Below are 22,064 nucleotides of genomic sequence, written 5' to 3'. Positions count from 1 at the left end.
ACGGGGCGGGGGCCTACCAGGGCCTCCGCCCTGTCGTATTTTCGGAGACGTACTCGGAGACAGCTGTGAGCAGCCGGGACACGTCCTCGACGGTGTTGTAGTGGTTCACCGAGGCGCGCACCGCGCCAGCCGCGTCTCCCTGGGCGATGCCGAGCGCGGCGGCCGCCGCCACGGCGTAGGCGTGCCCGTGCCATACGTTGATCCCGGCCCGGGCCAGCGCCTCGGCCACCGCGCGCGGCTCGTGGCCACCGACCCGGAACGAGAACGTCGGGGTGCGCCGGTCCACCGGAGCGTCCGCCCCGGGCAGTAGTTCGACCCCCTCGATCCCGCGGAGCCCGGCGAGCAGCCGCGCGGCGAGGTCGCGCTCGTGGGCCACCGCCGAGGCCCGGGCGCCGACCAGCCGCGCGCCGCGGCCGACGCCGTTCGCCGGCGCGCTCGACCCGGGGTCGGCGAGGTGGCTGACGGCGGCATCCACGCCGGCCAGCGCCGGGAACGGGTTGGTGCCCAGCTCGAAGCGCACCGGACCGGGCCCGGTCACCGGCCGCAGGTTGTCCACGGCCAACCCGTCCAGCAGCTCGGGGCGGGTCGTCACCACGGCGGCCAGGTGCGGCCCGTACCACTTGTAGGCGCTGGTCACGTAGAAGTCCGCGCCCAGCTCCGGCAGCGCCACCACCGCATGCGGGCAGTGGTGCGCGCCGTCCAGGTAGCTCACCGCGCCGACGCCTCTGGCGGCCGCCGTGATGCTCGCCACATCCGGCATGGTGCCCAGCAGGTTCGACGCCGCGGTGACCGCGACCAACCGGGTCCTCTCGGACAGCAGCTCGGTGACCGCCTCGACCGGAAGTGTGCCGCTGGCCCGGTCGAGGCGGGCGGTCCGCACCCGCACCCCGGCCCGCTCGGCGGCCCGAACCCACGGCCACAGGTTCGCCTCGTGGTCCAGCTCGGTGACCACGATCTCGTCACCGGCGCGCCAGCCGGGCGCCAGGGCCGAGGCGAACCGGTAGGTCAGCGCCGTCGTGCTCGGGCCGAACACCACACCGGCCGGATCCGGCGCGCCGAGGAGGTCGGCAACGGCCTGACGGGCCCGCGCGACCACCTCACCGAGCCGCTGGCTGACCGGGAACGCCGCCCCCTGGTTCCCTAGCCCGGTCCGGTAGACCTCGCTCACGGCGTCGATGACGGCGTCCGGCACCTGGGTGCCGGCGGCACCGTCCAACCACACCCGCCCGTCGGCCAGCGCGGGATACCGGGCCCGTACGGCCGCTACGTCGAAGTCCACAGCAGCCGACGCTAGTGCCCTGAGTCCGAAGTTCGTTGCCAGTATCCGGTGATCCAGATGGATGCATCGCAAGGCGGAGGAGTGGCCGATACCGCTGTTGTATCGGCCGCGACGACAACGCCGCGAGGCGCCATCTGGGCGCCGGAGACTGGTGACAGATTTCGGACTCAGGGCACTCGTGCCCCGGGCCCGGCGGCGTACCCGAAGCCGCCCGGAGCCCGGAGCCGCTCAGCGCCGCCCGAAGCTCCCCCGGAGCCGCCCGGAGCCGCTCAGCGCCAGGAACGCAGAGCCGCGATCCGCTCCTGGAGCTGATCCGCGGAGGCCATCGCCGTCGGCGGCCCACCGCAGGACCGGCGCAGCTCGCCGTGGATCACCCCGTGCGGCTTGCTGGTGCGGTGGTGCACCAGCGCGACCAGCGTGTTCAGCTCCCGGCGCAGCTCGGACAGCCGCTGGTGCACCGACACGGGCCGGTCGGCGGCCGGGCGCGCCGGCGCCTCCACCACCGGGACGGCCCCGCCGGGCCGGTCGAGCTGGCGTTGCTGCCGGTTCTGCAGCAGCGCCCGGACCTGGTCCGGCTCGAGCAGCCCGGGCAGACCGAGGTAGTCCTGCTCCTCGTCGGAGCCGGCGAACGCGGCGGTGCCGTACGACGCGCCATCGAAGATGAGCTGGTCCAGCTCGGCGTCGGCGCCCAGCGAGGTGAAGGCCTTCTCGTCCTCGCCGGGCTCGTCCTTCTGCTTCAGCGCGTCCGCGAGCAGGTCGTCCTCCCAGCCTTCCTTCGGCCGGTCCGGCTTACCGAGCACGTGGTCGCGCTGCTTCTCCAGCGCGCTGGCCAGCTCGAGCAGCGCGGGCACGCTGGGCAGGAACACGCTGGCGGTCTCCCCCGGCTTCCTGGCGCGGACGAAGCGGCCGATCGCCTGGGCGAAGAACAGCGGTGTGGAGGCGCTGGTGGCGTACACCCCGACGGCCAGCCGGGGCACGTCGACGCCCTCGCTCACCATCCGCACGGCGACCAGCCAGCGGGCGTCGGAGTCGGCGAAGGAGGCGATCCGGGCCGACGCGCCCGCCTCGTCGGACAGCACCAGCACCGGCGGCGTCCCGGTCAGCTGGGTGATCAGCCCGGCGTAGGCCCTGGCCGTGGTCTGGTCGCTGGCGATCAGCAGCCCGCCGGCGTCGGGCACCCCGCCGGCGCGCAGCTGGCTCAGCCGGGTGTCCGCCGCGCTGAGCACCGAGGAGATCCACTCCCCGGCGGGGTCCAGCGCGGTGCGCCAAGCCCGCGCGGTCTGCTCGGCGGTCAGCGGCTCGCCGAGGCGTGCGGTGAACTCCTCGCCCGCGCTGGTCCGCCAGCTGGCCTGCCCGGAATAGGCCAGGAACACCACCGGCCGCACCACGCCGTCGCGCAGCGCATCGGAGTAGCCGTAGGAGTGGTCGGCCTTGCTGTGCAGCACGCCCTCGCCGTCCGGCTCGTAGTTCACGAACGGGATGGGGCTGTCGTCGCTGCGGAACGGGGTGCCGGTCAGCGCGAGCCGCCGGGTGGCCGGTTCGAAGGCCTCCCGGATGGCGTCGCCCCAGGACTTGGCGTCGCCGGTGTGGTGCACCTCGTCCAGGATCACCAGACTCCGCCGGGTCTCGGTGCGCGCGCGGTGCAGCACCGGGTGGGCGGCCACCTGCGCATAGGTGACGACGACCCCGTGGTAGTCCCGGGAGGTCGCGCCGCTGGTGTTGCGGAACTCCGGGTCCAGCGCGATGCCGACCCGGCCGGCGGCCTCCGCCCACTGGTACTTCAGGTGCTCGGTCGGGGTGACCACGGTGATCCCGGCGATCGTGCGGTCGGCGAGCAGCTCGGCGGCGATCCGCAGGCCGAAGGTGGTCTTGCCGGCGCCCGGGGTGGCCGCCGCCAGGAAGTCCTTCGGCGAGGCCGCCAGGTACCGCGCCAGCGCACGCCGCTGCCAGCCCCGCAGACCAGGTCCGGCCGGCGCGGCCGGTGCTGTCTCCGGCGCTGCCTCCGGTGCTGTCCGCACGGCTGACGATCGTGAACGAGAGCCCAGCTCGGACACACGACTCCTCTCCGCGGCGACGCCCCGGCTCGGGGACGACGACCGCGTCAGGACGCAGCGGCGGTGCCGCGTCAGGGACACTCGAATACGCCCTCCCCGTGCCACCCGCCCACCACCTCGGTGTTCGGGACCCGCAGTCGAGCGCGGCGGGAGAGTCACGCCGCGAGGCCGCGAGGGCGGTTGGAGTTTAGTTCCCGGCACTGCCACCGGATCGGGCACCCGGGCCGGCGAGTCGTCGCCGGGAACTCCCGTATTCCGCCGCGGTGCCGCACACTTACTTCGCAATGAGGACGCAAGGGAGCTCAGCGGCGGACGGCGAGGCCGCCGCGCCGGCCGTGCCGGTCTCCGGCTCGCCCGCGCGCCGCCTGGCCGGACGCACCCTCTCGAAGTCGTGGGACGACGGAATCTTCGCGATGGCCGCGCAGGCCGCCTACTGGGAGACGCTGTCCCTGCCGCCGCTGCTGCTCGGGCTGCTCGGCTCGATGGGTTACGTGGCCGGCTGGATCGGCCCGGAGAGCCTGATCCAGGTCCAGCACGGCATCATCCGGTTCGCCGGCACCATCTTCAACCACGAGGTGGTCAGCCAGTTCATCGAGCCGACGGTGGGCGACATCCTCAGCCGGGGCCGGGCCGACATCGTCTCGATCGGCTTCCCGATCGCGCTGGTCGCCGGCTCGTCGGCGATCTCCTCGCTGGTCGACTCGATCACGTTCGCGCACGGGCAGTACAGCATCCGGCACCCTGCCTGGCAGCGCATCTTCGCGCTGCTGATCTACCTGGTCGCGCTCGTGGTGACCGTCATCACACTTCCGCTGCTGACTCTGGGCCCCGAACTGTTGAAGCGGATCCTGCCCAGCTCGTGGGCACCGGCGGTGCTCAGCCTGATCAACACCTTCTACTACCCGGTCGTGGTCGTGGTGATCGTGCTCGGGCTGACCACGCTCTACAAGGTTTCGCTGCCGCGCAGCCTGCCGTGGCGCCGGCTGCTGCCCGGCGCGGTGCTCGCGATGCTGGTGTTCGCCATCTCGGCCCTCGGCCTGCGGATCTACATCGCGGCCATCACCAGCACCGGCTACACCTACGGCGCGCTGGCGACCCCGATCGCGTTCCTGCTGTTCGCGTTCCTGATCGGGTTCGCCGTGGTGCTCGGGGCCCAGCTGAACAACGCCATCCAGGAGATCTGGCCGGTGCACCCGCAGCAGCGCAGGCGGCGGATCCAGCGGATGCTCGGGGTGCGGCAGCTGACCGAGTCGCTCGGTATCGATCGGGAGGCCGCGCCCAGCCCGCCGGGAACACACCCGCCCGGCCACCCCCGGCCGAGGCCGGGAGTGGCCCGGCGCGCACGGGCTGCGCAGGACCAGCTGGCCGGCGGCTCGGAGCAGCAACCCGGGCGTTGAGCCCCGGCTGGCCCGGTTCGCCCGGTTCGGCCCGGTTCGCCCCGCTCGCCGGCTCAGGGCTTGGCGTCGCCGGGCACGTCGCAGCCCCCGTTGCCGTAGACCGGGCCCTGGATGACCGGCAGGCCGGGCGGCGGGTTGAGCTGAGCGGGCACATTGGTGCCGGTGATCTTGTCCATGCACGCGTCGGTGGCCGACCGGGACCCGCCCTGGCCACCGATCCACATGTCCAGGTGCCCGTCCTGACCCGACGGCGGCGGGCTGGCACCGGTGTCCTCGACGATCACGTAGCGCTTGACCGTCGGCAGGTAGAACCGGCTGCCGGCCTTCCAGATGCCATCGCCCTGGCCGGGCACCGCGACGGTGATCGGGTCGGCGTAGGTGCCGGTGCCGCCGGCGTCCTTGTGCAGGATCGGGTGGCTGACGGTCGACGACCCGGGCGGGGTGTTGTCCTGCCAGGAGTACCCGGTGAGCCAGATACGCAGTTGCCTGCTCGGCCCCGGGGAGAACGCGGACGGCGCCGCCGAGGTGTTGCCGGACCCGGACCGGCCGGCGGAACCCGTCCAGTTGTTCAAGGCACCCGAGCCGTTCGGGCCGTTCGCGCCGTTCGGGCCGCCCGAGTTGCCGAAGCCGCCCGAGCTGTTCGGCCCGCCCGAGTTGCCGAAGCCGCCCGAGCTGTTCGGCCCGCCCGATCTGCCGAAGCCGCCCGAGCCGTTCGGCCCGCCCGAGCTGCCGCCGGTGGCACCGCCGAAGCCGCCCGGATTGCCGGGTGCGCCTGTGCTACCGGACCCGCCGGGGTTGGGGAAACCCGACGAGTTGGACGACGGCGCCGGTGGGCCGCCGGGCTGGCTCAGGTTGCCCTTCACACAGATCACGTCGTTGGGGCTGGCGCTGGACAGCGCGTCCCGCAGGCCGGCCTGGTCGTACACCACCCTGGAACAGTTGACCTGGGTCGTGCCGTTCCCGCTGCCGACCGTGGCCCGTTCGCCACCGCCCGACCCGCCCGACCCGCCCGACCCGTTGAACGCACCCGGACCGGCCGACCCGCCGCCCGGTCCGCCGAACCCGTTCGGGCCGGCGCCCTGCCCCGCCGGGCCGGCGCCCGAACTCGACCCCGCGCCCGATCCGGCGCCAGGGCTCGCCATGCCCGTCGGGCCGGTACTGCCGCCCGCGCTCGAGCCGGCGCCGCCCCATCCCCCGCCCGACGAACTCCCGCCCGACGAACTCCCGCCCGACGAACTCCCGCCCGAGTCGCCGCTCGATGTGCCGCCGCCCGACGAACTCCCGCCCGAACCGCCGCCCGACGAGCCGCCGCCCGAATCCGAGGAGTCCCCGTCGGAGCCCTTGGACTTGTCGGAGGCGTCCGACTTGTCACCCCCCGAGTCGTCTCCCGAGTCGTCGGTGCCCGAGCCCATGTCGGAGTCACCGCTCGAATCGTCGCCGGAGTCCCCCGAGCCCTTGTCAGAACCCTTGGCGGAGTCGCCGCTCGAGTCGCCGGAGTCGCCGGAACCCTTGTCCTTCTTGCTGCCGGAGTCCTTGCTGCTGGAGTCGCTCTTGGCCGGCACGGAGCCGAGGAAGGAGGACAGACCGTGGCCCCGGGAGGGGCCGAGGACCACGGTGAGCGTCGCGACGAAGACCACGGCGGCCGCCAGGACCGCACCGATCACCACCGCTGTGCGGGCGAGATCGCCTCGCTCGGTGCGCGGGGGGCCACCGCGGCGGTATCCAGCTCGCTGCCCAGGCCACGTCATACCGGGCAGCGAACACCGTCACCCCCGCGCGCCGGGGCCGAACGGGACGGATCGTGTGCGATTGCAAACGGCCCCGGCGAGCTGTTCGGATCACCCGATCCAGTGACCCGCCGGGGTCAGCAACCGCCCGGGGTCAGGAGTCCCCGCCGGCCGGCATCGACTCGTAGATCTTCTTGCAGTCCGGGCACACCGGCGAACCGGGCTTCGCGGCCCGGGTGACCGGGAAGGTCTCCCCGCACAACGCGACCACGTGGTTTCCAAGGACCGCGCTCTCCGCGATCTTCTCCTTGCGCACGTAGTGGAACATCTTCGGGGTGTCGTCACCCGTAGAGTGCCGTTCCTCCGGGCGGGTGTCGACGTCTGGCAGCGTCTGCGTCGAGGTGCTCACCCGACCATGATGCCGCACCGGGACCATGAGCGGGGAGCGAGCCGGCACCTCGGCCGCCCCGCGGGACCGACGGCACCGCACGCCGGCTACGTCGGGCGCCGAGATCGACGGGATCTGGATATTTCAAGATCGAACCGGAAACTCGTCGATCTCGCGGTGGGCGGATCGATCTCCGTCCCGGTGCGCCGGGTAGGTTTCTACGCCGGCGACGGTGAGGTGCCCGACGCGGAGGAGGACACATGCCCGACGCCGTGCGGGTCGCGCCCGAGGTGGCCGATGCGGTCGCCGAGGGCCGCCCGGTGGTCGCACTGGAGAGCACCCTGCTCGCGCACGGCCTGCCGGCCCCGGACAACCGGGAGGTGGCCGCCGAGCTGGAGGAGGTCGTCCGGGAGGGCGGCGCGGTGCCGGCCACCATCGCGGTGCTGGACGGCACGGCGGTCGTCGGGCTGACCCCGGCCGAGCTGGACCGGGTGTGCGGCGGCGGACTGGCCAAGCTGTCCCGCCGCGACCTCGGAGTGGCGTTGGGGCTCGGCCTGGACGGCGCCACCACGGTGGCCTCCACCTGCCTGCTGGCCCGGCTGGCCGGCATCGCCGTGTTCGGCACCGGCGGCCTCGGCGGGGTGCACCGAGGTGCCAGGGACAGCTGGGACGTCTCGGCGGACCTGGGTGTGCTCGCCGACACCCCGGTGCTGGTGGTGTGCGCCGGGGTCAAGTCGCTGCTGGACGTACCGGCCACCCTGGAGCAGCTGGAGACGCTGTCGGTACCGGTGCTCGGCTTCGGCACCGACGCCTTCCCCGGCTTCTACCTGCGGGACTCCGGCTGCCCCACGCCGTGGCGGGTGGACGAGGTGCCCCAGGTTGCCGAGATCGCCGCCGCGCACTGGGCGCTGGGCAGCCCGTCTGGGCTGGTGCTGGCCAACCCGGTGCCGGCGGCCGACGAGCTGGACCGGACGCTGCACGACCGGGTCCTCGGTGAGGCGCTCGCACTGGCCGAGCAGCGCGCGGTGCGCGGGCGGGACGTCACGCCGATGCTGCTGGACTACTTCCACACCGCGACCGGCCGGGCCAGCCTGGCCTGCAACATCGCACTGGTGCGGGCCAACGTGGGCCTGGCCGCACGGGTGGCCGGTGCGCTCGCCGGCGGGATCGCACTGGCCGGCGCGGTCAGGACTCGATGACGGGGTGGTCCTTGGCCTCGAGCTGCTTGGCACCGGAACCGACCTGCTGGGCGCCGGTCTCGTCCCGGTACCGCTTGAACCTCGAGGCCTTCAGCGGCAGCCGGTCGTTGGCGATGAGTACGGCCATCCACGGCAGCGGGATGGACGCGATGATGAGCGTCGCTGCCAGCCAGGGCGTGTGGTAGAAGACCGCGGCCAGCACCAGGCAGGGCACCCGCATCGCCATCATGATCGAGTAGCGGCGCCGGCGGGTGGCGAACTCTTCCTCGTACGACCGCGCCGCGTCGGTGATCAGGACCGGTGCGTCGCCCGGATCCGGACTCTTCACGACACCACCTCCGCCGTCAGCACCCTACTCCTCGTCACGTCCGCCCGAGCGGTGCGAGGTCCCCGCCGCGCCCAGCGGTGCACGAGCTCACCGGCGCTGTCGGCCTGTCAGGCCTTGGCTTTCGCCGCCGCCTTCATCTCCTGCTTGTACGCCCGGACCTTGCCGAGGCTCTGGGAGTCCACGATGTCCGCGACGGAGCGGTACGAGCCGTCCTCGCCGTACACCCCGGCGGCCTCCCGCCAACCGGGCGGGGTGACCCCGCGCTGCTTGCCCAGCAGCGCCAGGAAGATCTTCGCCTTCTGCTCCCCGAAGCCGGGCAGCGCCTTGAGCCGCTTGAGCAGCGTGGCGCCGTCCGGCACGTCGGCCCACAACCCGGTCACGTCACCGTCGTAGCGCTCCACGAGTGCCCGGCACACCTCCTGCACCCGGCCGGCCATCGACTTCGGGAACCGGTGCAGCGCCGGCGGCTGGCCGAACACCGCGGCCAGCGCCTCCGGGTCGAACTCGGCGAGCTCGCGCGCATCCAGGTCGTGCCCCAGTCGCTGGGTCAGCTCGTACGGACTGGAGAAGGCGCGCTCGAGGGGAATCTGCTGGTCCAGCACCATGCCGACGAGCAGCGCCAGCGGATCCCGGTCCAGCAGGGCGTCGGCGTCGTCGCGCAGGCTCAGACTCAGGGCCACGATCTCTCCCGGGACAGTGGTGGCTGGCGGACGGCACCGTCGGCACCGCCCGCCACCCACCGTTCGTGAAGGGACGACCAGGCTACCCCGTGGGGTCTCGGGGCCCGGGCGACAGGCTCGGTGACAGGATCGATTCATGATTCCTCGGTTGGATCCCGATCTGTGCGCCGCCCTGCGCGCGGCGTTCCAGCGGGTGGGCTACGACGTCGACGGGGTGCCGGAGCTGCTCGGCGAGGACGCGCACGCCGCACTGGGCCGCGACGAGCCGGTGCCGGCCCGGTTGGCCAGCGCGGACGGTGGCCCACTCGGCACCCTGGTGCGGCTGTTCCTGCTCGGTGACACCGAGCCGGCCGACGCGGTGGCCGAGGCCCTGGCCCCGGTGACCGTCGAGCGGGCGCTCGCCGCCGGCCTGCTCCAGCACGGCGAGCGCAACGGGGACGGTCCCGGGCTCGACGCCGCGCTCGACGTCCGTCCGCACGGCGACGACGACGGGGCCTGGTGGGTGGTCTCCGACCTGGACCGGGACCGGACCATGAGCCAGTCCCGGGAGCTGCGCGCCGACCACGTGCTCGGCGTCGGCCAGGCATCGCTCACCCTCGCGTCGGCGACGGTGCGCCGCCCGGTCGGCCGCCTGCTCGACCTCGGCACCGGCTGCGGGGTACAGGCGCTGCACGCGGCCCGCTACGCCGAGCACCTGGTGGCCACCGACGTGAACCCGCGCGCGCTGGCGCTGGCCGGGGCCACCTTCGCGCTCAGTGGGGTGGACGTCGAGCTGCGCGCCGGTTCCTGGCTGGAGCCGGTGGCCGGCGAGCGGTTCGACCAGATCGTGAGCAACCCGCCGTTCGTGGTCGGGCCACCCCGGGTGCGCCACACCTACCGCGACTCCGGGCTGGCCGGCGACGACGTGGCGGCCCGGCTGGTCGGCGCGCTGCCCGGGCTGCTCGCCGACGGCGGCGTGGCCCAGCTGCTGGCCTGCTGGCTGCACGTGCGCGGCGAGGACTGGCCGGACCGGGTGACCTCCTGGCTCCCCGGGAACGGCCCCGCGGGTGGGCTGGACGCCTGGTTCGTGCAGCGTGAGGTGGCCGACCCGGCGCTCTACGTGGGCACCTGGATGCGCGACTCCGGCATCGACCCGTCCTCCCCCGCCGGCCGCCGCGACGCCGAGGAGTGGCTCTCCTGGTTCGACCGCAACCGGGTGGAGGGCGTCGGCTTCGGGTTCATCACTCTGCGTAACACCGGCTCCGCCGCCGGCCGGGTGGAGCCGACCGTGCTCTGCGAGGACCTGCCCCAGGCGCTCGCCGACCCGCTGGGCGTGGAGACCGAGGGCTGGCTGGACCGGGTGGACTGGCTGCGCCGGCGTGACGACGAAGGGCTGCTGGACGCCCGGCTGGCGGTGGCGCCCTCGGTCGTGCTGGAGAACGTCTCCCGGGCCGGCGAGGAAGGCTGGGAGTCCGTCCTTTCCACCGTGCGCCGGGTGGACGGGCCGGGCTGGCGGCACCAGGTGGACGAGGTGGCCGCCGCGCTGCTGGCCGGCTGTCAGGGCGCGCTGCCGCTGAGCGAGCTGCTGGCGCTGCTCTCCTTCTCCCAGGACCGTCCGGTGGACGAGCTGGTGGCAGCCAGTCTGCCGGCGGTGCGCGAGCTGGTGCGCCACGGCCTGCTGGTGCCGGCGGAGTGGGCCGCTGCCCGGGCGGACCCGGTGGCCGGTAGTGCCCCGGCCCCCGCGCCGGCCACTGGGCGGCTCGGGTGAGGGCGGTCGCCGCCCGGGTCAGCAGCGCGGCGGTGCGGGTGGATGGCGACGTGGTCGGCGCGATCGACGAGCCGGGGCTGCTGGTGCTGCTCGGGGTGCACCGCGACGACGGCCCTGAGCAGGCCGCCGTGCTCGCCCGCAAGCTGCACGAGCTGCGGCTGCTGCGCGACGAACAGTCCTGCGCGAGCGTCGGAGCGCCGCTGCTGGTGGTCAGCCAGTTCACCCTCTACGGCGACACCCGCAAGGGCCGCCGCCCGTCCTGGTCGGCCGCCGCGGCGCCGGAGCTGGCCGAACCGCTTGTGGAGCGGGTGGTGGCGCTGCTGCGGGAGCGGGGCGCGCGGGTCGAGACCGGCCGGTTCGGCGCGATGATGGCCGTCGAGTCGGTCAACGACGGCCCGTTCACCGTGCTCGTCGAGGCGAACCCGCCGGCCCCGGCGGTGCCGGGCGCTCAGCGCGCGTAGACGCACCGCCCGCCGACGAAGGTCAGGTCCACCGAGGCGTCGGCGATCCGCTCCGGCGGCTGGCGTTGCAGGTCGCGGTCCAGCACGGTCAGGTCGGCCAGGTGGCCCTCGGCGATGAGGCCGGTGTCGTCGGTGTGGCAGACGTAGGCCGAGCCCGCCGTATAGAGGTCCAGCGCGGCGGCCAGCCCGATGCGCTGCTCGGGCAGGAACACCGGCCCGTCCGCGCCCGGGGCGACCCGGTTCACCGCGGTGTGGATGCCCTGGAGTGGGTCGGGGCTGCTCACCGGCCAGTCGCTCCCGCCGGCGAGCCGGGCCCCGGAGGCCAGCAGCGCGCCGAACGGGTACTGCCGCGCGGTCCGCTCGGGCCCCAGGAACGGGATGGTGAGCTCGTCCATCTGCGGCTCGTGGCAGGCCCAGAGCGGCTGGATGTTGGCGACCGCGCCGAGCTGGGCGAAGCGCGGGATGTCGTCCGGGTGCACCACCTGCAGGTGCGCCAGGTGGTGCCGGTTGCCCCGGTCGCCGTTGGCCTCCCGCGCGGCGGCCACCGCGTCCAGCGCCTCCCGGACGGCCCGGTCACCGAGCGCGTGGAAGTGCACCTGGAAGTCCAGCGCGTCCAGCGCGACCACGTACTTGCCCAGTTCCGCGGGGTCGACGAAGCTGTGGCCCCGGTTCGCGCCCGCGCAGCCGCACGGGGTCAGGTACGGCTCCAGCAGTGCGGCGGTGTGGTTCTCCGCGATCCCGTCCTGCATGATCTTCACGGTGCGCGCCCGCAGCGGCGGTGCCGCCAGCAGCGCCCGCCGCCGCAACAGGTCGTCGATCTGCTCGGCCCCCAGCGCCCGGTCCCACCACAGTGCGCCGCTGACCCGCGCGGTGAGCTGCCCGCCGGCGACCGCGGCCAGGTAGGCCTCGCTCGGGTCGCCCATCCCGTTGAAGGAGCCCAGCAGTGCGTCCTGCCAGGCGGTGATGCCCAGCGAGTGCAGCAGCCGCTGCGCCCGCAGCAGCCCGGCCAGCCGGTCCGCCGCGGTGACCGCCGGCAACAGCCGCCCGACCAGGTGCGCGGCGCCCTCCTGCAGCATGCCGTTGGGCACCCCGTCGGCGTCGCGCTCGATCCGCCCGTCGACCGGGTCGGCGCTGCGCCGGTCGATCCCGGCCAGCTCGAGTGCCCTGCTGTTCACCCAGGCGCCGTGGTGGTCCCGGTTGACGAGGTACACCGGCCGGTCCGGCACCACCGCGTCGAGCAGCTCCCGGGTGGGGATGCCACCGGCGAACGGGGCCAGCGCCCACCCGCCGCCGCGAACCCACGGCTCACCAGGGTGCGCGGCGGCGTGCCGGGCGACCAGCCTCAGGTAGTCGGGCGCGGTCTCGGCGCCGCTCAGGTCGCACTGGCCGAGCTCGACGCCCCCGCTCACCGCGTGCACGTGCGCGTCGATGAAGCCCGGCAGCAGCAGCCGCCCGGCCAGGTCGACCACCTCGGTACGCGGGCCGGCCAGCACGCGGGCCGCGTCGGCGCCCACCGCGCTGATCCGGTCGCCGGTCACCGCGACGCCGGTGCCGACCCGCGCCCCGCCCAGGTACACCGGGCCGCCGGTGAAGATCAGGTCAGCGGACACGGTCGGCCTCCGGGGTCAGCAGGTCCGCAGGTCAGGTCGTCGGTGCCCTGACCGGTGCGGAAGTACTCCGAGCGCCGGCCCCATGCCGACCCACACATAGCCATTCCCACAGTTGCGCTCCACCCGGTTCAACCGGGCGTAGGCACCGGCGATACCCAGCATCGGCAGGAACGCGAGCACCAGCAGGATCGGCAGCTGGTTGCCCACAATGCTGGCCAGCGAACCCATGCCGATGCCGATGCTCGTGGTGGCCGCCACCCCGGACGCTCTGGTCGATACCCCGATGTCGCCAACGCCGACCCCTTCACCCCGGGAGGTGAACTTATGGAACGTCGCCCACCACTACTAGGTCAATAGTGTTGACATAAGGGTCGAACCCGTGTTGCCCTGCTCGAATGGCCAGCGACCGGGTCCCCGCCGAGCGGCGCCGACGGCGCCCGACCCGCAGCGGGCAGGTGCTCTCCGAGGAACTGATCGTGCAGACCAGCATGCGGCTGATCGAGCAGCACGGCGGTGAGGCACTGTCCATGCGCCGCCTCGGCGCCGCGCTGGGCTCGGACGCCACCGCGATCTACCGGTACTTCCCGAGCAAGGACGAGCTGCTGCTGGCCGTCGCGGACGAGCTGATCGGCCGGTCGCTGGAGCTGTTCCGCCCCACCGGCAAGTGGATCGGCGACCTGCGCCAGCTGGCCGTGCTGGTGTACCGCAGGAACCTGGCCTACCCGCGCACGGCGGTGCTCGCGGCGTCCCGGATCACCGGCCGGCCGAACGAGATCAAGACCGTCGAGATGATGCTGGGCATCATGCGCGGCGCCGGCTTCGACGACGCCGAGGCGGTCCGGCACTACCTGTCGTTCATCGACCTGGTGCTCGCCTTCTCGGCACTGGACGCCGCCGCCCAGTCCGGTCCCGGGACGGACTCCTCGGAGCGCGCCTGGCGGACCGGGTACGCCTCGCTGCCGCCCGAGCAGTACCCGAACATCGCGGCCACCTTCGACGAGCTGCTGCCCAGACTCTCGAGCAGCTCGTTCCCGCTGGCCCTTGAGCTGTTCCTGACCGCGCTGGAGACCGCGCCGAGGGAGGGCCGGCGCGCCGGCCGCCAGAATCGTCACGGGATGGCCCACCGGTAGGAGTCCTTGCGCAGCCGCAGGTAGACCAGCGCCTCGGCGTTGCGCACCCCGGGCAGCGTGCGGATCCGGCTGGAGATCAGTTCGAGCAGGCTCGCGTCATCCACGCAGACCACCTCGGCCAGAATGTCGAAGCGCCCGCCGCAGATCACCACGTACGGCACCTCGGGCATCTCGGCCAGCGCATCGGCGACCGGCTCGATCGGCCCCGCGACGTTCACCGCGACCATCGCCTGGCGGAAAATGCCCACCCGCAGCGGGTCGGTGACCGCCACGATCTGGATCACTCCGGACTCGGAGAGCCGCTGCACCCGCTGCCGGACAGCGGTCTCGGACAGCCCCACGGCCTTGCCGATGGTGGCGTAGGGCCGCCGGCCGTCCTCCTGCAACTGCTCGATGATCCGCTTGGAGATCTCGTCCAGCGGCGCGGTCTCGCGTGTCACCCGGCCATTACAACAGCGCCAGCCCGCCGGAGCGGTGTGCGACAGGCCGGTAGGCCGACCGACCAGGAACAAGCCTGTGACATCCAGAACAACGATATCCGTTGCTACTAACATCTTCGACGACTAATTACGTATGCTTGTGTCATGTCTACGCCGGGATCAGTGTCCCAACGCGACCCAGCGCGCTCACTCGTCGAAGCCGAGCCGACCCCGTTCTGGCTGACCGACCCGGCCCGGCCGGCGGCCCGGCCCGCACTGGTCGGCGACACGGACTGCGACCTGGTGGTGGTCGGCGGCGGTTACTGCGGACTGTGGACCGCGCTGCTCGCCAAGGAACGCGACCCCGGGCGTGACGTGGTGCTGCTGGAGGCGCACGAGGTCGGCTGGGCGGCGTCCGGGCGCAACGGCGGGTTCTGCGAGGCGACCCTCACCCACGGGTTCCACAACGGGCTGCAGCGGTGGCCGGGCGAGCTGGACACCCTGCAGCGCCTCGGACTGGAGAACCTGGACGAGCTCGAGGCGACGGTGCGCCGCTACGGCATCGACTGCGAGTGGGAACGCACCGGCCAGCTGGATGTGGCGACCCGGCCGCACGAGGTCGCCGCGCTGGTCGAGGAGGCCGAGCAGGGTCCCCGGCACGGGTCGGAGCTGGAGTTCCTGGACGGGGAGGCGATCCGCGCGGCGGTCCACTCACCGACCTACCTGGCCGCGGTCCGCAATCCGCGCGGGGTGGCCATGGTGCACCCGGCCAAGCTGGCCTGGGGCCTCAAGCAGGTCTGCCTGCAACTGGGCGTGCGTATCTTCGAGCGCAGTCCGGCCACCGGGCTGGCGCGGCGCGGCGCCGCCACGGCGGTGAACACCCCGTACGGGCGGGTGACCGGTCGGCGGGTGGCGCTGGCCACCAACGCGTTCCAGCCGCTGGTACCGAGGCTGCGCCGCTACATCGTGCCGGTCTACGACCACGTGCTGGTGACCGAACCACTGACCGCCGAGCAGCTCGACTCGATCGGCTGGCGGGGGCGTGAGGGCATCGCGGACGCGGCCAACCTGTTCCACTACTACCGGTTGACCGCCGACAACCGGATCCTGTGGGGCGGCTACGACATGGTCTACCACTTCGGGTCCAGGGTGGGTGCCGAACTGGATCAGCGGCCGGCCACCTTCCGGACCCTGGCCGGCCACTTCTTCGAGACGTTCCCGCAGCTCGAGGACGTGCGCTTCACCCACAGCTGGGGCGGCTTGATCGACACCTGCAGCCGCTACAGCGCCTTTTTCGGCACCGCCGGGCGCGGCCGCATCAGCTACGCACTCGGCTTCACCGGTCTCGGCGTGGCCGCGACCCGGTTCGGCGCCCAGGTGATGCTCGACCTGTTGGACGGCGAGCAGACCGAGCGGACCGCGCTGAAGATGGTGCGCAGCACCCCGCTACCGTTCCCGCCGGAGCCGCTGCGTTGGCTCGGTGCGCAGCTGACCTGCTGGTCACTGGCCCGCGCCGACGCCAGGGACGGGCGGCGCAACGCCTGGCTGCGCGCGATGGACGCGACCGGGATGGGCTTCAACAGCTGATCCCCGCTCGCCGGGCGGGCCTGGTTCGCCGGCTCAGCCGGGCGGGCCAGGTTCGCCGGCTCAGCGGCGGGCCCGGGCTGGTTCACCGGCTCAGCCGGTCGCGCCGGTCCGGGTGATCACCCGGTCGGCGGCGGCGGTCGCTGCCTGGGTGGCCTGCTCGGCGGCCTTACGGGTCGCTTCGGCAACCTCGGTGCCGGCGGCGACCAGATTGGCGGCGAGCTCACGCTGTCCGTGCAGCAGCTGCTCGGCGAAGTCGAAGACGTTGCTCACCACGTCACCCGCGGTCGGCAGCTCCGGCTGTGCGCCGGCGACGGTCCGCGCGTACCCCGCCGCGGTGTCGGTCCAGTCCTTGACGGTATTGATCAGCGCCTGCTGGCCGCGCTGCGCGAAGTCGGTGAACTGTTCCTGGGCGGTGCTCATGGGGTGCCTCTCCGAGATGCTCACGGTGTCTGCCCATCAAACTACGCACCCGTGTTAAGTATTTCAATCAAAGATCCGCATGACCTGTCTCACCGGCGGGTCAGCGGGTGGGTCAGCCGGTGGATCCGCCGGCGGTGAAGCTGCGGTACACCCCGAGCAGCGCCTCACGCTGGGCCGGCGACAGCCGGGGGTCCCGCCGGATCGCGTCCTCGGTGTCCGGGGCGCCGGCCGCGCCCCGGCTCGGCGGTGCCGACTCCTCGGCCACCGCGCCCGCCGCCCGGTGGCCGTTCCCGCGCATCCAGCCGGTCTGGGCGAGCAACTGCTCGGTGCTCAGGTTCAGCGCGTCCGCGATCGAGCGCAGCACCTTCAGGGAAGGCTGGTGCAGGCCGCGCTCGATCTGGCTGAGGTACGCGTTGGACACGCTGGTCAGGCTGGCCATCTCACGCAGCGACAGGTTCGCCAGGTGCCGCTGCGCGCGGATGAACCCGCCCAGCGCATCCATCTGCGCCGACCAGGGATCGGTGCCCGGCCGCCCGGCATCCTCGTCGGGCCGTTGCTCGCTCATACCCCTCATTGTGTCCCGGAAGAATCGGTTGATCCACAGGCAGCACTGGAGGTGCCCGCTTCGCCGCGGCCGGCGGGCGCCCAGTCAGGCGTGCACATAGCTGCCCGGGGCGTCCGCGAGCGGCGGATGGGCGGCGCTACCCAGTTCCGGCGGGCGTCCCCGCCGGCCCGCGCGCGTCTCGATCCAGGGTGTCCAGTCGGTCCACCAGCTCGCCGTGCGTTCGACCGCGGCGGCCCGCCAGTCCGCGACGTCGGCCGGCAGGTCGGCGCCCTCGGCGCACCAGTGCCGGGACTTGGGGCTCGGCGGGTTGACCACGCCGGCGATGTGCCCGGAGTTGGACAGCACGAACCGCACCGGGCCGGCGAGCAACCGGGCGCCGGTGTACACCGAGTGCCACGGGGCGATGTGGTCGGACTCGGCGGTGATCACGTAGGCGTCCTGCTGCACGTCGCTGAGGTCCAGCCGCTCGCCGGCCAGCTCCATCTTGCCCTTGGCCAGCTGGTTCTCCAGGTAACAGGTGCGCAGGTACTCGGTCTGCATGGTCGCCGGCATCCGGGTCGAGTCGGCGTTCCAGGTGAGGAGGTCGAACGGAGCCGGGTCCGCGCCCAGCAGCCAGTCGTTGACCACGTAGTTCCACACCAGGTCGGTTGCACGCAACGCGTCGAAGGTGGCCTTCATGCTCTGTGCCGGCAGGTAGCCGTCCCGCCGCATCAGCCGGCTCAGGTTGGCGACCGCGTCGGGGTCGGCGAACACGCCCAGCTGACCGGGCACCTCGAAGTCCAGCAGCGTGTTCATCAGGGTCAGCGAGGCGACGCCGGGCCGCCGCCGGGCGGCCAGCCAGGCCGCCGTGGCGGTGGCCAGCGTGCCGCCGAGGCACAGCGCTACCATGTTGGCCTCCGGCTCACCGGTGATCTCCTCGATGACCTCGAGCGCGGCGAGCGGGCCTTCCCGCAGGTAGTCGGCCATCCCGACGTCGCGCAGGCTCTCGTCCGGGTTCCGGTAGCTGATCATGAAGCAGGTGTGGCCGTGCTTGACCGCCCACTCCACCAGGCTCTTCCCCGGCGCCAGGTCCATCACGTAGTACTTGTTGATCCACGGCGGGCTGAACAGCATCGGCACCTGGTGCACCGTGTCGGTCTGCGCGGCGTACTGGATCAGCTCGATCAGCCGGTTGCGGAAGACCACCTTGCCCGGGGTGGCCGCCAGTTCCCGGCCCACGGTGAACTGCCCAGGCGTCACCTGGCGCGGCAGGCCCTGGTTGGTCGCCAGGTCGCGGACCATGTTGCGCAGCCCGTGCAGCAGGCTCTGCCCGCCGGTGTCGAACGCCCGCTTGAGCACCGTCGGATTGGTCATCGGGAAGTTGGCCGGCGCGGTGGCATCGATGATCTGGCCGAGCGCGAAGTCCACCTTCGCCCGGGTCCGGTCATCCACCTCGGCGTGATCGAACAGCGCGCGCAGGTAGCCCGCGAACAGCACGTGCTGCTGGCGGGACAGGTAGAACCAGGCGTTTGAGGTGTACGCGGGGTCGCGGTAACGGCGGTCGTCGTCCGCCACCTCCGCCGGCCCCGGCACGTCCACCCCGGCGGCGCGCAGCACCGACGCGACCGCGGCCCGCCCGGTACCGCCGCAGTAGTCCAGGGTGACCCGGGCCACCGGGAGCGGTCGGCCGGCCAGTGAGAAAGCGGCCCGGCGCAGCGCGGCCCCGAAGCCGACCGGGTCCAGCCTGGGCAACATGTCGTCGGTGCCGAGCAGCTCGCGGAGACCGGACACGATCTCGGCGGCGGTCTCCCTGACCCGGGTGAGCGACTCTTCGGTGCTGGTCACAGTCGCGCCTCCTCCACGTTCCCAGGGCATCCTGCCGTCCTACCGGTCAGTACGCACACGCCGAGGGCCATCGGGAGCGCGCCGGCCGGGCGGGCTGGGCCGGGCGGGCACCCGGGAGGAGGTCCGGCGAGCGGATCGGCGAGCGGATCGGCGACGGCGGTCACACCCACGTCCGGTGACCCTCAGCTGCGGCCGGATCCGCCGCCCGGACAGATTGCCTGGTCAGACGTTGTATACCTCATACACGGGCCTGGTTGCGGTTCTCAGGAAACTCAGGAGTGCGCCAGGCCACGTCCCGGTTTTGGGAACGATTGTCCCCCCTGATGCGTCTTACATGGTGAAGCCGCACAGAGGACACCGCGAGATGCCCCAGCGGTACGCGTAGGGAGGGACCTCACTATGACTGCGCCGCAGACCATGGAACGTCGACGGATCGCCTCAGCCGCTCCGGAGTCGGTGACCCTGGAGCTCGAGCCGACGGCCGAAGAGCTGGACGCGCAGAGCCCAGCCGCCGACCTCGTGCGGGTGTATCTCAATGGTATCGGCAAACGCGCACTTTTGACGGCTGAGCAAGAGGTTGATCTCGCCAAGCGTATCGAAGCCGGCGTTTTCGCCAACCACATGCTCAACACGGACCCCGAACTCTCCCTCCAGCAGGCCGCTGACCTGCGCGCCCTGGTGCGCGACGGCGAACGGGCCCGCAACCACCTGCTGGAGGCGAACCTGCGACTGGTGGTGTCGCTGGCCAAGCGCTACACCGGTCGCGGCATGCCGCTGCTCGACCTGATCCAGGAGGGCAACCTGGGCCTGATCCGCGCGGTCGAGAAGTTCGACTACGCCAAGGGCTTCAAGTTCTCCACCTACGCGACCTGGTGGATCCGGCAGGCCATCACCCGTGGCATGGCCGACCAGGCCCGCACCATCCGGCTGCCCGTGCACCTGGTGGAGCAGGTCAACAAGATCGCCCGGGTGAAGCGCGACCTGCACCAGCGGCTCGGCCGGGACGCCACCCACGAGGAGATCGCGGCGGAGTCCGGGATCGCCGAGGAGAAGATCGCCGACCTGCTGGACCACTCCCGCGACCCGGTGAGCCTGGACATGCCGGTGGGCAACGAGGAAGAGGCCCCCCTGGGCGACTTCATCGAGGACGCCGAGGCCACCGACGCCGAGACCACGGTCATCTCGCACCTGCTGCACGACGACCTGCGCCGGGTGCTGGCCACGCTCGACGACCGGGAGCAGAACGTGATCCGGATGCGCTACGGCCTTGACGACGGCCAGCCGCGCACCCTGGACCAGATCGGCCGTTCGTTCGGGCTGTCCCGCGAGCGGGTCCGCCAGATCGAGCGTGAGGTCATGGCGAAGCTGCGAGTGGGCGACCGGGCCAACCGGCTGCGCGCCTACGCCAGCTGACCGACCGGCGCCCCGCCACTACGGCGGCGCCACCCACCACGCCCCAGTCCCCGGCCGCACAGACCTGCCGCGGGCCGCACAGACGCCGCAGAGTCTGCGCGGCCGGCGCCCGGTCTGTGCGAGCCGGGGTCCGCCGCTCGAGCGGCCACACTCGTCTGAGCCGGGTACCTTTCTGCTCGTGCCCGAGTTCCACCACATTGACGTACTCCCGCTCGGCCCGGACGACACCGAGTACCGCCAGCTCGACCTGGGCGGCGTCACGCCGCTTCGAGTTGACGGCCAGGACTTCCTCCGGATCGAGCCCGCCACCCTCACCGGCCTGGTCAAGGCCGCCGTGACCGACATCCAACATCTGCTCCGCCCGTCCCACCTCGCGCAGCTGCGCTCGATCATCGACGACCCGGAAGCGAGTGCGAACGATCACTTCGTCGCCACCGACCTGCTGCGCAACGCCTGCGTGTCAGCGGGTGGCATCCTGCCGATGTGTCAGGACACCGGCACCGCGATCGTGATCGGCAAGCGCACCGAGGGCGTGCTGACCGGCGGTGCCGACGAGGCCGCGATCTCCCGGGGGGTGTTCGACGCCTACCAGGAGCTCAACCTGCGCTACTCGCAGATGGCGCCGACCACGTTCTGGGAGGAACGCAACACCGGCTCGAACCTGCCCGCCCAGATCGAGCTCACGCACATCCCCGGCGACCGGCCGAAGTACGAGTTCCTGGTACTGGCCAAGGGCGGCGGGTCGGCCAACAAGACCTACCTGTACCAGGAGACCAAGGCGCTGCTGAACCCCACGCGGCTGGCCCAGTTCCTGGACGAGAAGCTGCGCTCGCTCGGCACCGCCGCCTGTCCGCCGTACCACCTGGCGATCGTGGTCGGCGGGATGTCCGCCGAGTACACCCTCAAGGTGGCCAAGCTCGCTTCGGCGCGCTACCTGGACACCCTGCCGGAACGCGGCTCAGGGCTGGGCGAGGCGTTCCGTGACCGCGACCTCGAGGCGCAGGTACTGGAGCTGACCCGCCAGTTCGGCATCGGCGCGCAGTTCGGCGGCAAGTACTTCTGCCACGACGTGCGGGTGATCCGGCTGCCCCGGCACGGGGCGTCACTGCCGGTGGGCATCGCCGTGTCCTGCTCGGCCGACCGCCAGGCCAAGGCGAAGATCACCGCCGACGGGGTGTTCCTGGAGCAGTTGGAACGCGACCCGGCCCGGTTCCTGCCCGAGGTGGCCGAGGAGGAGCTGCCGACCGAGACCGACGTCGTCCGGGTCGATCTGAACCGGCCGATGTCGGATATCCGCGCTCAGCTGTCCCAGCTGCCGGTGAAGACCCGCCTGGCGTTGACCGGATCCATGGTGGTGGCTCGGGACATCGCGCACGCGAAGATCGCCGAGCGGCTGGATGCCGGCGAGCCGATGCCGGACTACCTGCGTGATCACCCGGTGTACTACGCCGGGCCGGCCAAGACCCCGGCCGGTTACGCGTCCGGCTCATTCGGCCCGACCACGGCGGGGCGGATGGACTCCTACGTGGAGCGGTTCCAAGCCGCCGGCGGATCGATGGTGATGCTGGCCAAGGGCAACCGGTCCCGTCAGGTCACCGAGTCCTGCCAGCGGCACGGCGGGTTCTACCTGGGCTCGATCGGCGGCCAGGCGGCCCGGCTGGCCAAGGACTGCATCCGCAAGGTCGACGTGCTCGAGTACGCGGAGCTCGGCATGGAAGCGGTCTGGAAGATCGAGGTCGAGGACTTCCCCGCGTTCGTCGTGGTCGACGACAAGGGGAACGACTTCTTCGCCTCCACCAGCCAGCCCACCCTGCAGGTCAGCTTCCGCTGACCCGG

20 protein-coding genes are annotated in these 22,064 nt (G+C 72.5%); 8 read left to right on the top strand and 12 right to left on the bottom strand.

Going from position 1 to position 22,064, the window contains the following annotated elements:
• Positions 1-13 precede the first annotated feature (13 nt).
• Together ACTXG6_RS22140 and ACTXG6_RS22135 are read right to left on the bottom strand one after the other, a co-directional pair.
• On the bottom strand, positions 14-1,279 hold the full coding sequence (locus ACTXG6_RS22140; protein ID WP_445189711.1) for a cysteine desulfurase-like protein: 1,266 nt from the start codon (positions 1,277-1,279) through the stop codon (positions 14-16).
• 269 nt (positions 1,280-1,548) lie between these two features.
• Complete coding sequence (locus tag ACTXG6_RS22135; protein ID WP_445189710.1) at positions 1,549-3,297, bottom strand: DEAD/DEAH box helicase; 1,749 nt, start codon at positions 3,295-3,297, stop codon at positions 1,549-1,551.
• A gap of 320 nt (positions 3,298-3,617) precedes the next feature.
• On the opposite strand from ACTXG6_RS22135, the gene ACTXG6_RS22130 reads away from it, so the two are divergent.
• Positions 3,618-4,730, top strand: coding sequence for a YihY/virulence factor BrkB family protein (locus tag ACTXG6_RS22130; protein ID WP_445189709.1), 1,113 nt, complete (start codon positions 3,618-3,620; stop codon positions 4,728-4,730).
• 53 nt (positions 4,731-4,783) lie between these two features.
• On the opposite strand, the gene ACTXG6_RS22125 is transcribed toward ACTXG6_RS22130, so the two are convergent.
• Entirely contained in the window at positions 4,784-6,394 is a 1,611-nt protein-coding gene (locus ACTXG6_RS22125) for a hypothetical protein (protein ID WP_445189708.1), read from the bottom strand.
• A 217-nt stretch (positions 6,395-6,611) separates the two neighbouring features.
• Positions 6,612-6,893: a DUF3039 domain-containing protein gene (locus ACTXG6_RS22120; protein ID WP_445190073.1), complete on the bottom strand. Its 282-nt coding sequence runs from the start codon at positions 6,891-6,893 to the stop codon at positions 6,612-6,614.
• 212 nt (positions 6,894-7,105) lie between these two features.
• On the opposite strand from ACTXG6_RS22120, the gene ACTXG6_RS22115 reads away from it, so the two are divergent.
• Complete coding sequence (locus ACTXG6_RS22115; protein WP_445189707.1) at positions 7,106-8,044, top strand: pseudouridine-5'-phosphate glycosidase; 939 nt, start codon at positions 7,106-7,108, stop codon at positions 8,042-8,044.
• Here the strand turns inward: ACTXG6_RS22115 and ACTXG6_RS22110 are convergent.
• Together ACTXG6_RS22110 and ACTXG6_RS22105 are read right to left on the bottom strand one after the other, a co-directional pair.
• Positions 8,031-8,372, bottom strand: a complete 342-nt coding sequence (locus ACTXG6_RS22110; protein ID WP_445189706.1) for a DUF3099 domain-containing protein — start codon at positions 8,370-8,372, stop codon at positions 8,031-8,033. The two genes, ACTXG6_RS22115 and ACTXG6_RS22110, sit on opposite strands and share 14 nt — an antisense overlap.
• A 107-nt stretch (positions 8,373-8,479) precedes the next feature.
• Positions 8,480-9,052: an HhH-GPD-type base excision DNA repair protein gene (locus ACTXG6_RS22105; protein WP_445189705.1), complete on the bottom strand. Its 573-nt coding sequence runs from the start codon at positions 9,050-9,052 to the stop codon at positions 8,480-8,482.
• 136 nt (positions 9,053-9,188) lie between these two features.
• Here ACTXG6_RS22105 and ACTXG6_RS22100 point away from each other — a divergent pair, with 136 nt between their 5' ends.
• On the top strand, positions 9,189-10,799 hold the full coding sequence (locus tag ACTXG6_RS22100) for a DUF7782 domain-containing protein (RefSeq protein ID WP_445189704.1): 1,611 nt from the start codon (positions 9,189-9,191) through the stop codon (positions 10,797-10,799).
• Positions 10,796-11,260 carry a D-aminoacyl-tRNA deacylase gene (gene dtd / locus ACTXG6_RS22095; protein ID WP_445189703.1) on the top strand — a complete coding sequence of 155 codons (465 nt, stop codon included), beginning with the start codon at positions 10,796-10,798 and terminating at the stop codon, positions 11,258-11,260. The genes ACTXG6_RS22100 and dtd overlap by 4 nt, the downstream gene beginning before the upstream one ends.
• Here dtd and ACTXG6_RS22090 read toward each other — a convergent pair.
• Together ACTXG6_RS22090 and ACTXG6_RS22085 are read right to left on the bottom strand one after the other, a co-directional pair.
• Positions 11,248-12,870 carry an amidohydrolase gene (locus ACTXG6_RS22090; protein WP_445189702.1) on the bottom strand — a complete coding sequence of 541 codons (1,623 nt, stop codon included), beginning with the start codon at positions 12,868-12,870 and terminating at the stop codon, positions 11,248-11,250. The two genes, dtd and ACTXG6_RS22090, sit on opposite strands and share 13 nt — an antisense overlap.
• A 15-nt stretch (positions 12,871-12,885) precedes the next feature.
• Positions 12,886-13,128, bottom strand: coding sequence for a hypothetical protein (locus ACTXG6_RS22085; protein WP_445189701.1), 243 nt, complete (start codon positions 13,126-13,128; stop codon positions 12,886-12,888).
• A 137-nt stretch (positions 13,129-13,265) separates the two neighbouring features.
• Here ACTXG6_RS22085 and ACTXG6_RS22080 point away from each other — a divergent pair, with 137 nt between their 5' ends.
• Positions 13,266-14,000, top strand: a complete 735-nt coding sequence (locus ACTXG6_RS22080) for a TetR/AcrR family transcriptional regulator (protein WP_445189700.1) — start codon at positions 13,266-13,268, stop codon at positions 13,998-14,000.
• On the opposite strand, the gene ACTXG6_RS22075 is transcribed toward ACTXG6_RS22080, so the two are convergent.
• Complete coding sequence (locus tag ACTXG6_RS22075) at positions 13,979-14,440, bottom strand: Lrp/AsnC family transcriptional regulator (protein WP_445189699.1); 462 nt, start codon at positions 14,438-14,440, stop codon at positions 13,979-13,981. The two genes, ACTXG6_RS22080 and ACTXG6_RS22075, sit on opposite strands and share 22 nt — an antisense overlap.
• 144 nt (positions 14,441-14,584) lie before the next feature.
• Here ACTXG6_RS22075 and ACTXG6_RS22070 point away from each other — a divergent pair, with 144 nt between their 5' ends.
• On the top strand, positions 14,585-16,006 hold the full coding sequence (locus tag ACTXG6_RS22070; RefSeq protein WP_445189698.1) for an NAD(P)/FAD-dependent oxidoreductase: 1,422 nt from the start codon (positions 14,585-14,587) through the stop codon (positions 16,004-16,006).
• A gap of 90 nt (positions 16,007-16,096) precedes the next feature.
• Here the strand turns inward: ACTXG6_RS22070 and ACTXG6_RS22065 are convergent, their stop codons facing one another.
• The 3 genes from ACTXG6_RS22065 to ACTXG6_RS22055 all read right to left on the bottom strand — a co-directional run bounded on the left by ACTXG6_RS22065 (position 16,097) and on the right by ACTXG6_RS22055 (position 18,815).
• Positions 16,097-16,426 (bottom strand): hypothetical protein, encoded by a 330-nt coding sequence (locus ACTXG6_RS22065; protein ID WP_445189697.1) that lies wholly within the window; start codon positions 16,424-16,426, stop codon positions 16,097-16,099.
• Between the two features lie 112 nt (positions 16,427-16,538).
• The gene (locus tag ACTXG6_RS22060) at positions 16,539-16,991 is read right to left on the bottom strand and encodes a helix-turn-helix domain-containing protein (protein ID WP_445189696.1); all 453 of its coding nucleotides are present in this window, start codon (positions 16,989-16,991) and stop codon (positions 16,539-16,541) included.
• Positions 16,992-17,075: 84 nt separating this feature from the next.
• The gene (locus ACTXG6_RS22055; protein WP_445189695.1) at positions 17,076-18,815 is read right to left on the bottom strand and encodes a PHA/PHB synthase family protein; all 1,740 of its coding nucleotides are present in this window, start codon (positions 18,813-18,815) and stop codon (positions 17,076-17,078) included.
• Positions 18,816-19,214: 399 nt separating this feature from the next.
• Here ACTXG6_RS22055 and ACTXG6_RS22050 point away from each other — a divergent pair, with 399 nt between their 5' ends.
• Complete coding sequence (locus ACTXG6_RS22050; RefSeq protein WP_445189694.1) at positions 19,215-20,228, top strand: sigma-70 family RNA polymerase sigma factor; 1,014 nt, start codon at positions 19,215-19,217, stop codon at positions 20,226-20,228.
• A gap of 178 nt (positions 20,229-20,406) precedes the next feature.
• Positions 20,407-22,059 carry a fumarate hydratase gene (locus tag ACTXG6_RS22045; protein WP_445189693.1) on the top strand — a complete coding sequence of 551 codons (1,653 nt, stop codon included), beginning with the start codon at positions 20,407-20,409 and terminating at the stop codon, positions 22,057-22,059.
• Positions 22,060-22,064 lie beyond the last annotated feature (5 nt).

The sequence above is a fragment of the Pseudonocardia sp. Cha107L01 genome (assembly GCF_052566575.1).
This window is presented reverse-complemented; position numbering and strand designations above follow the sequence as displayed.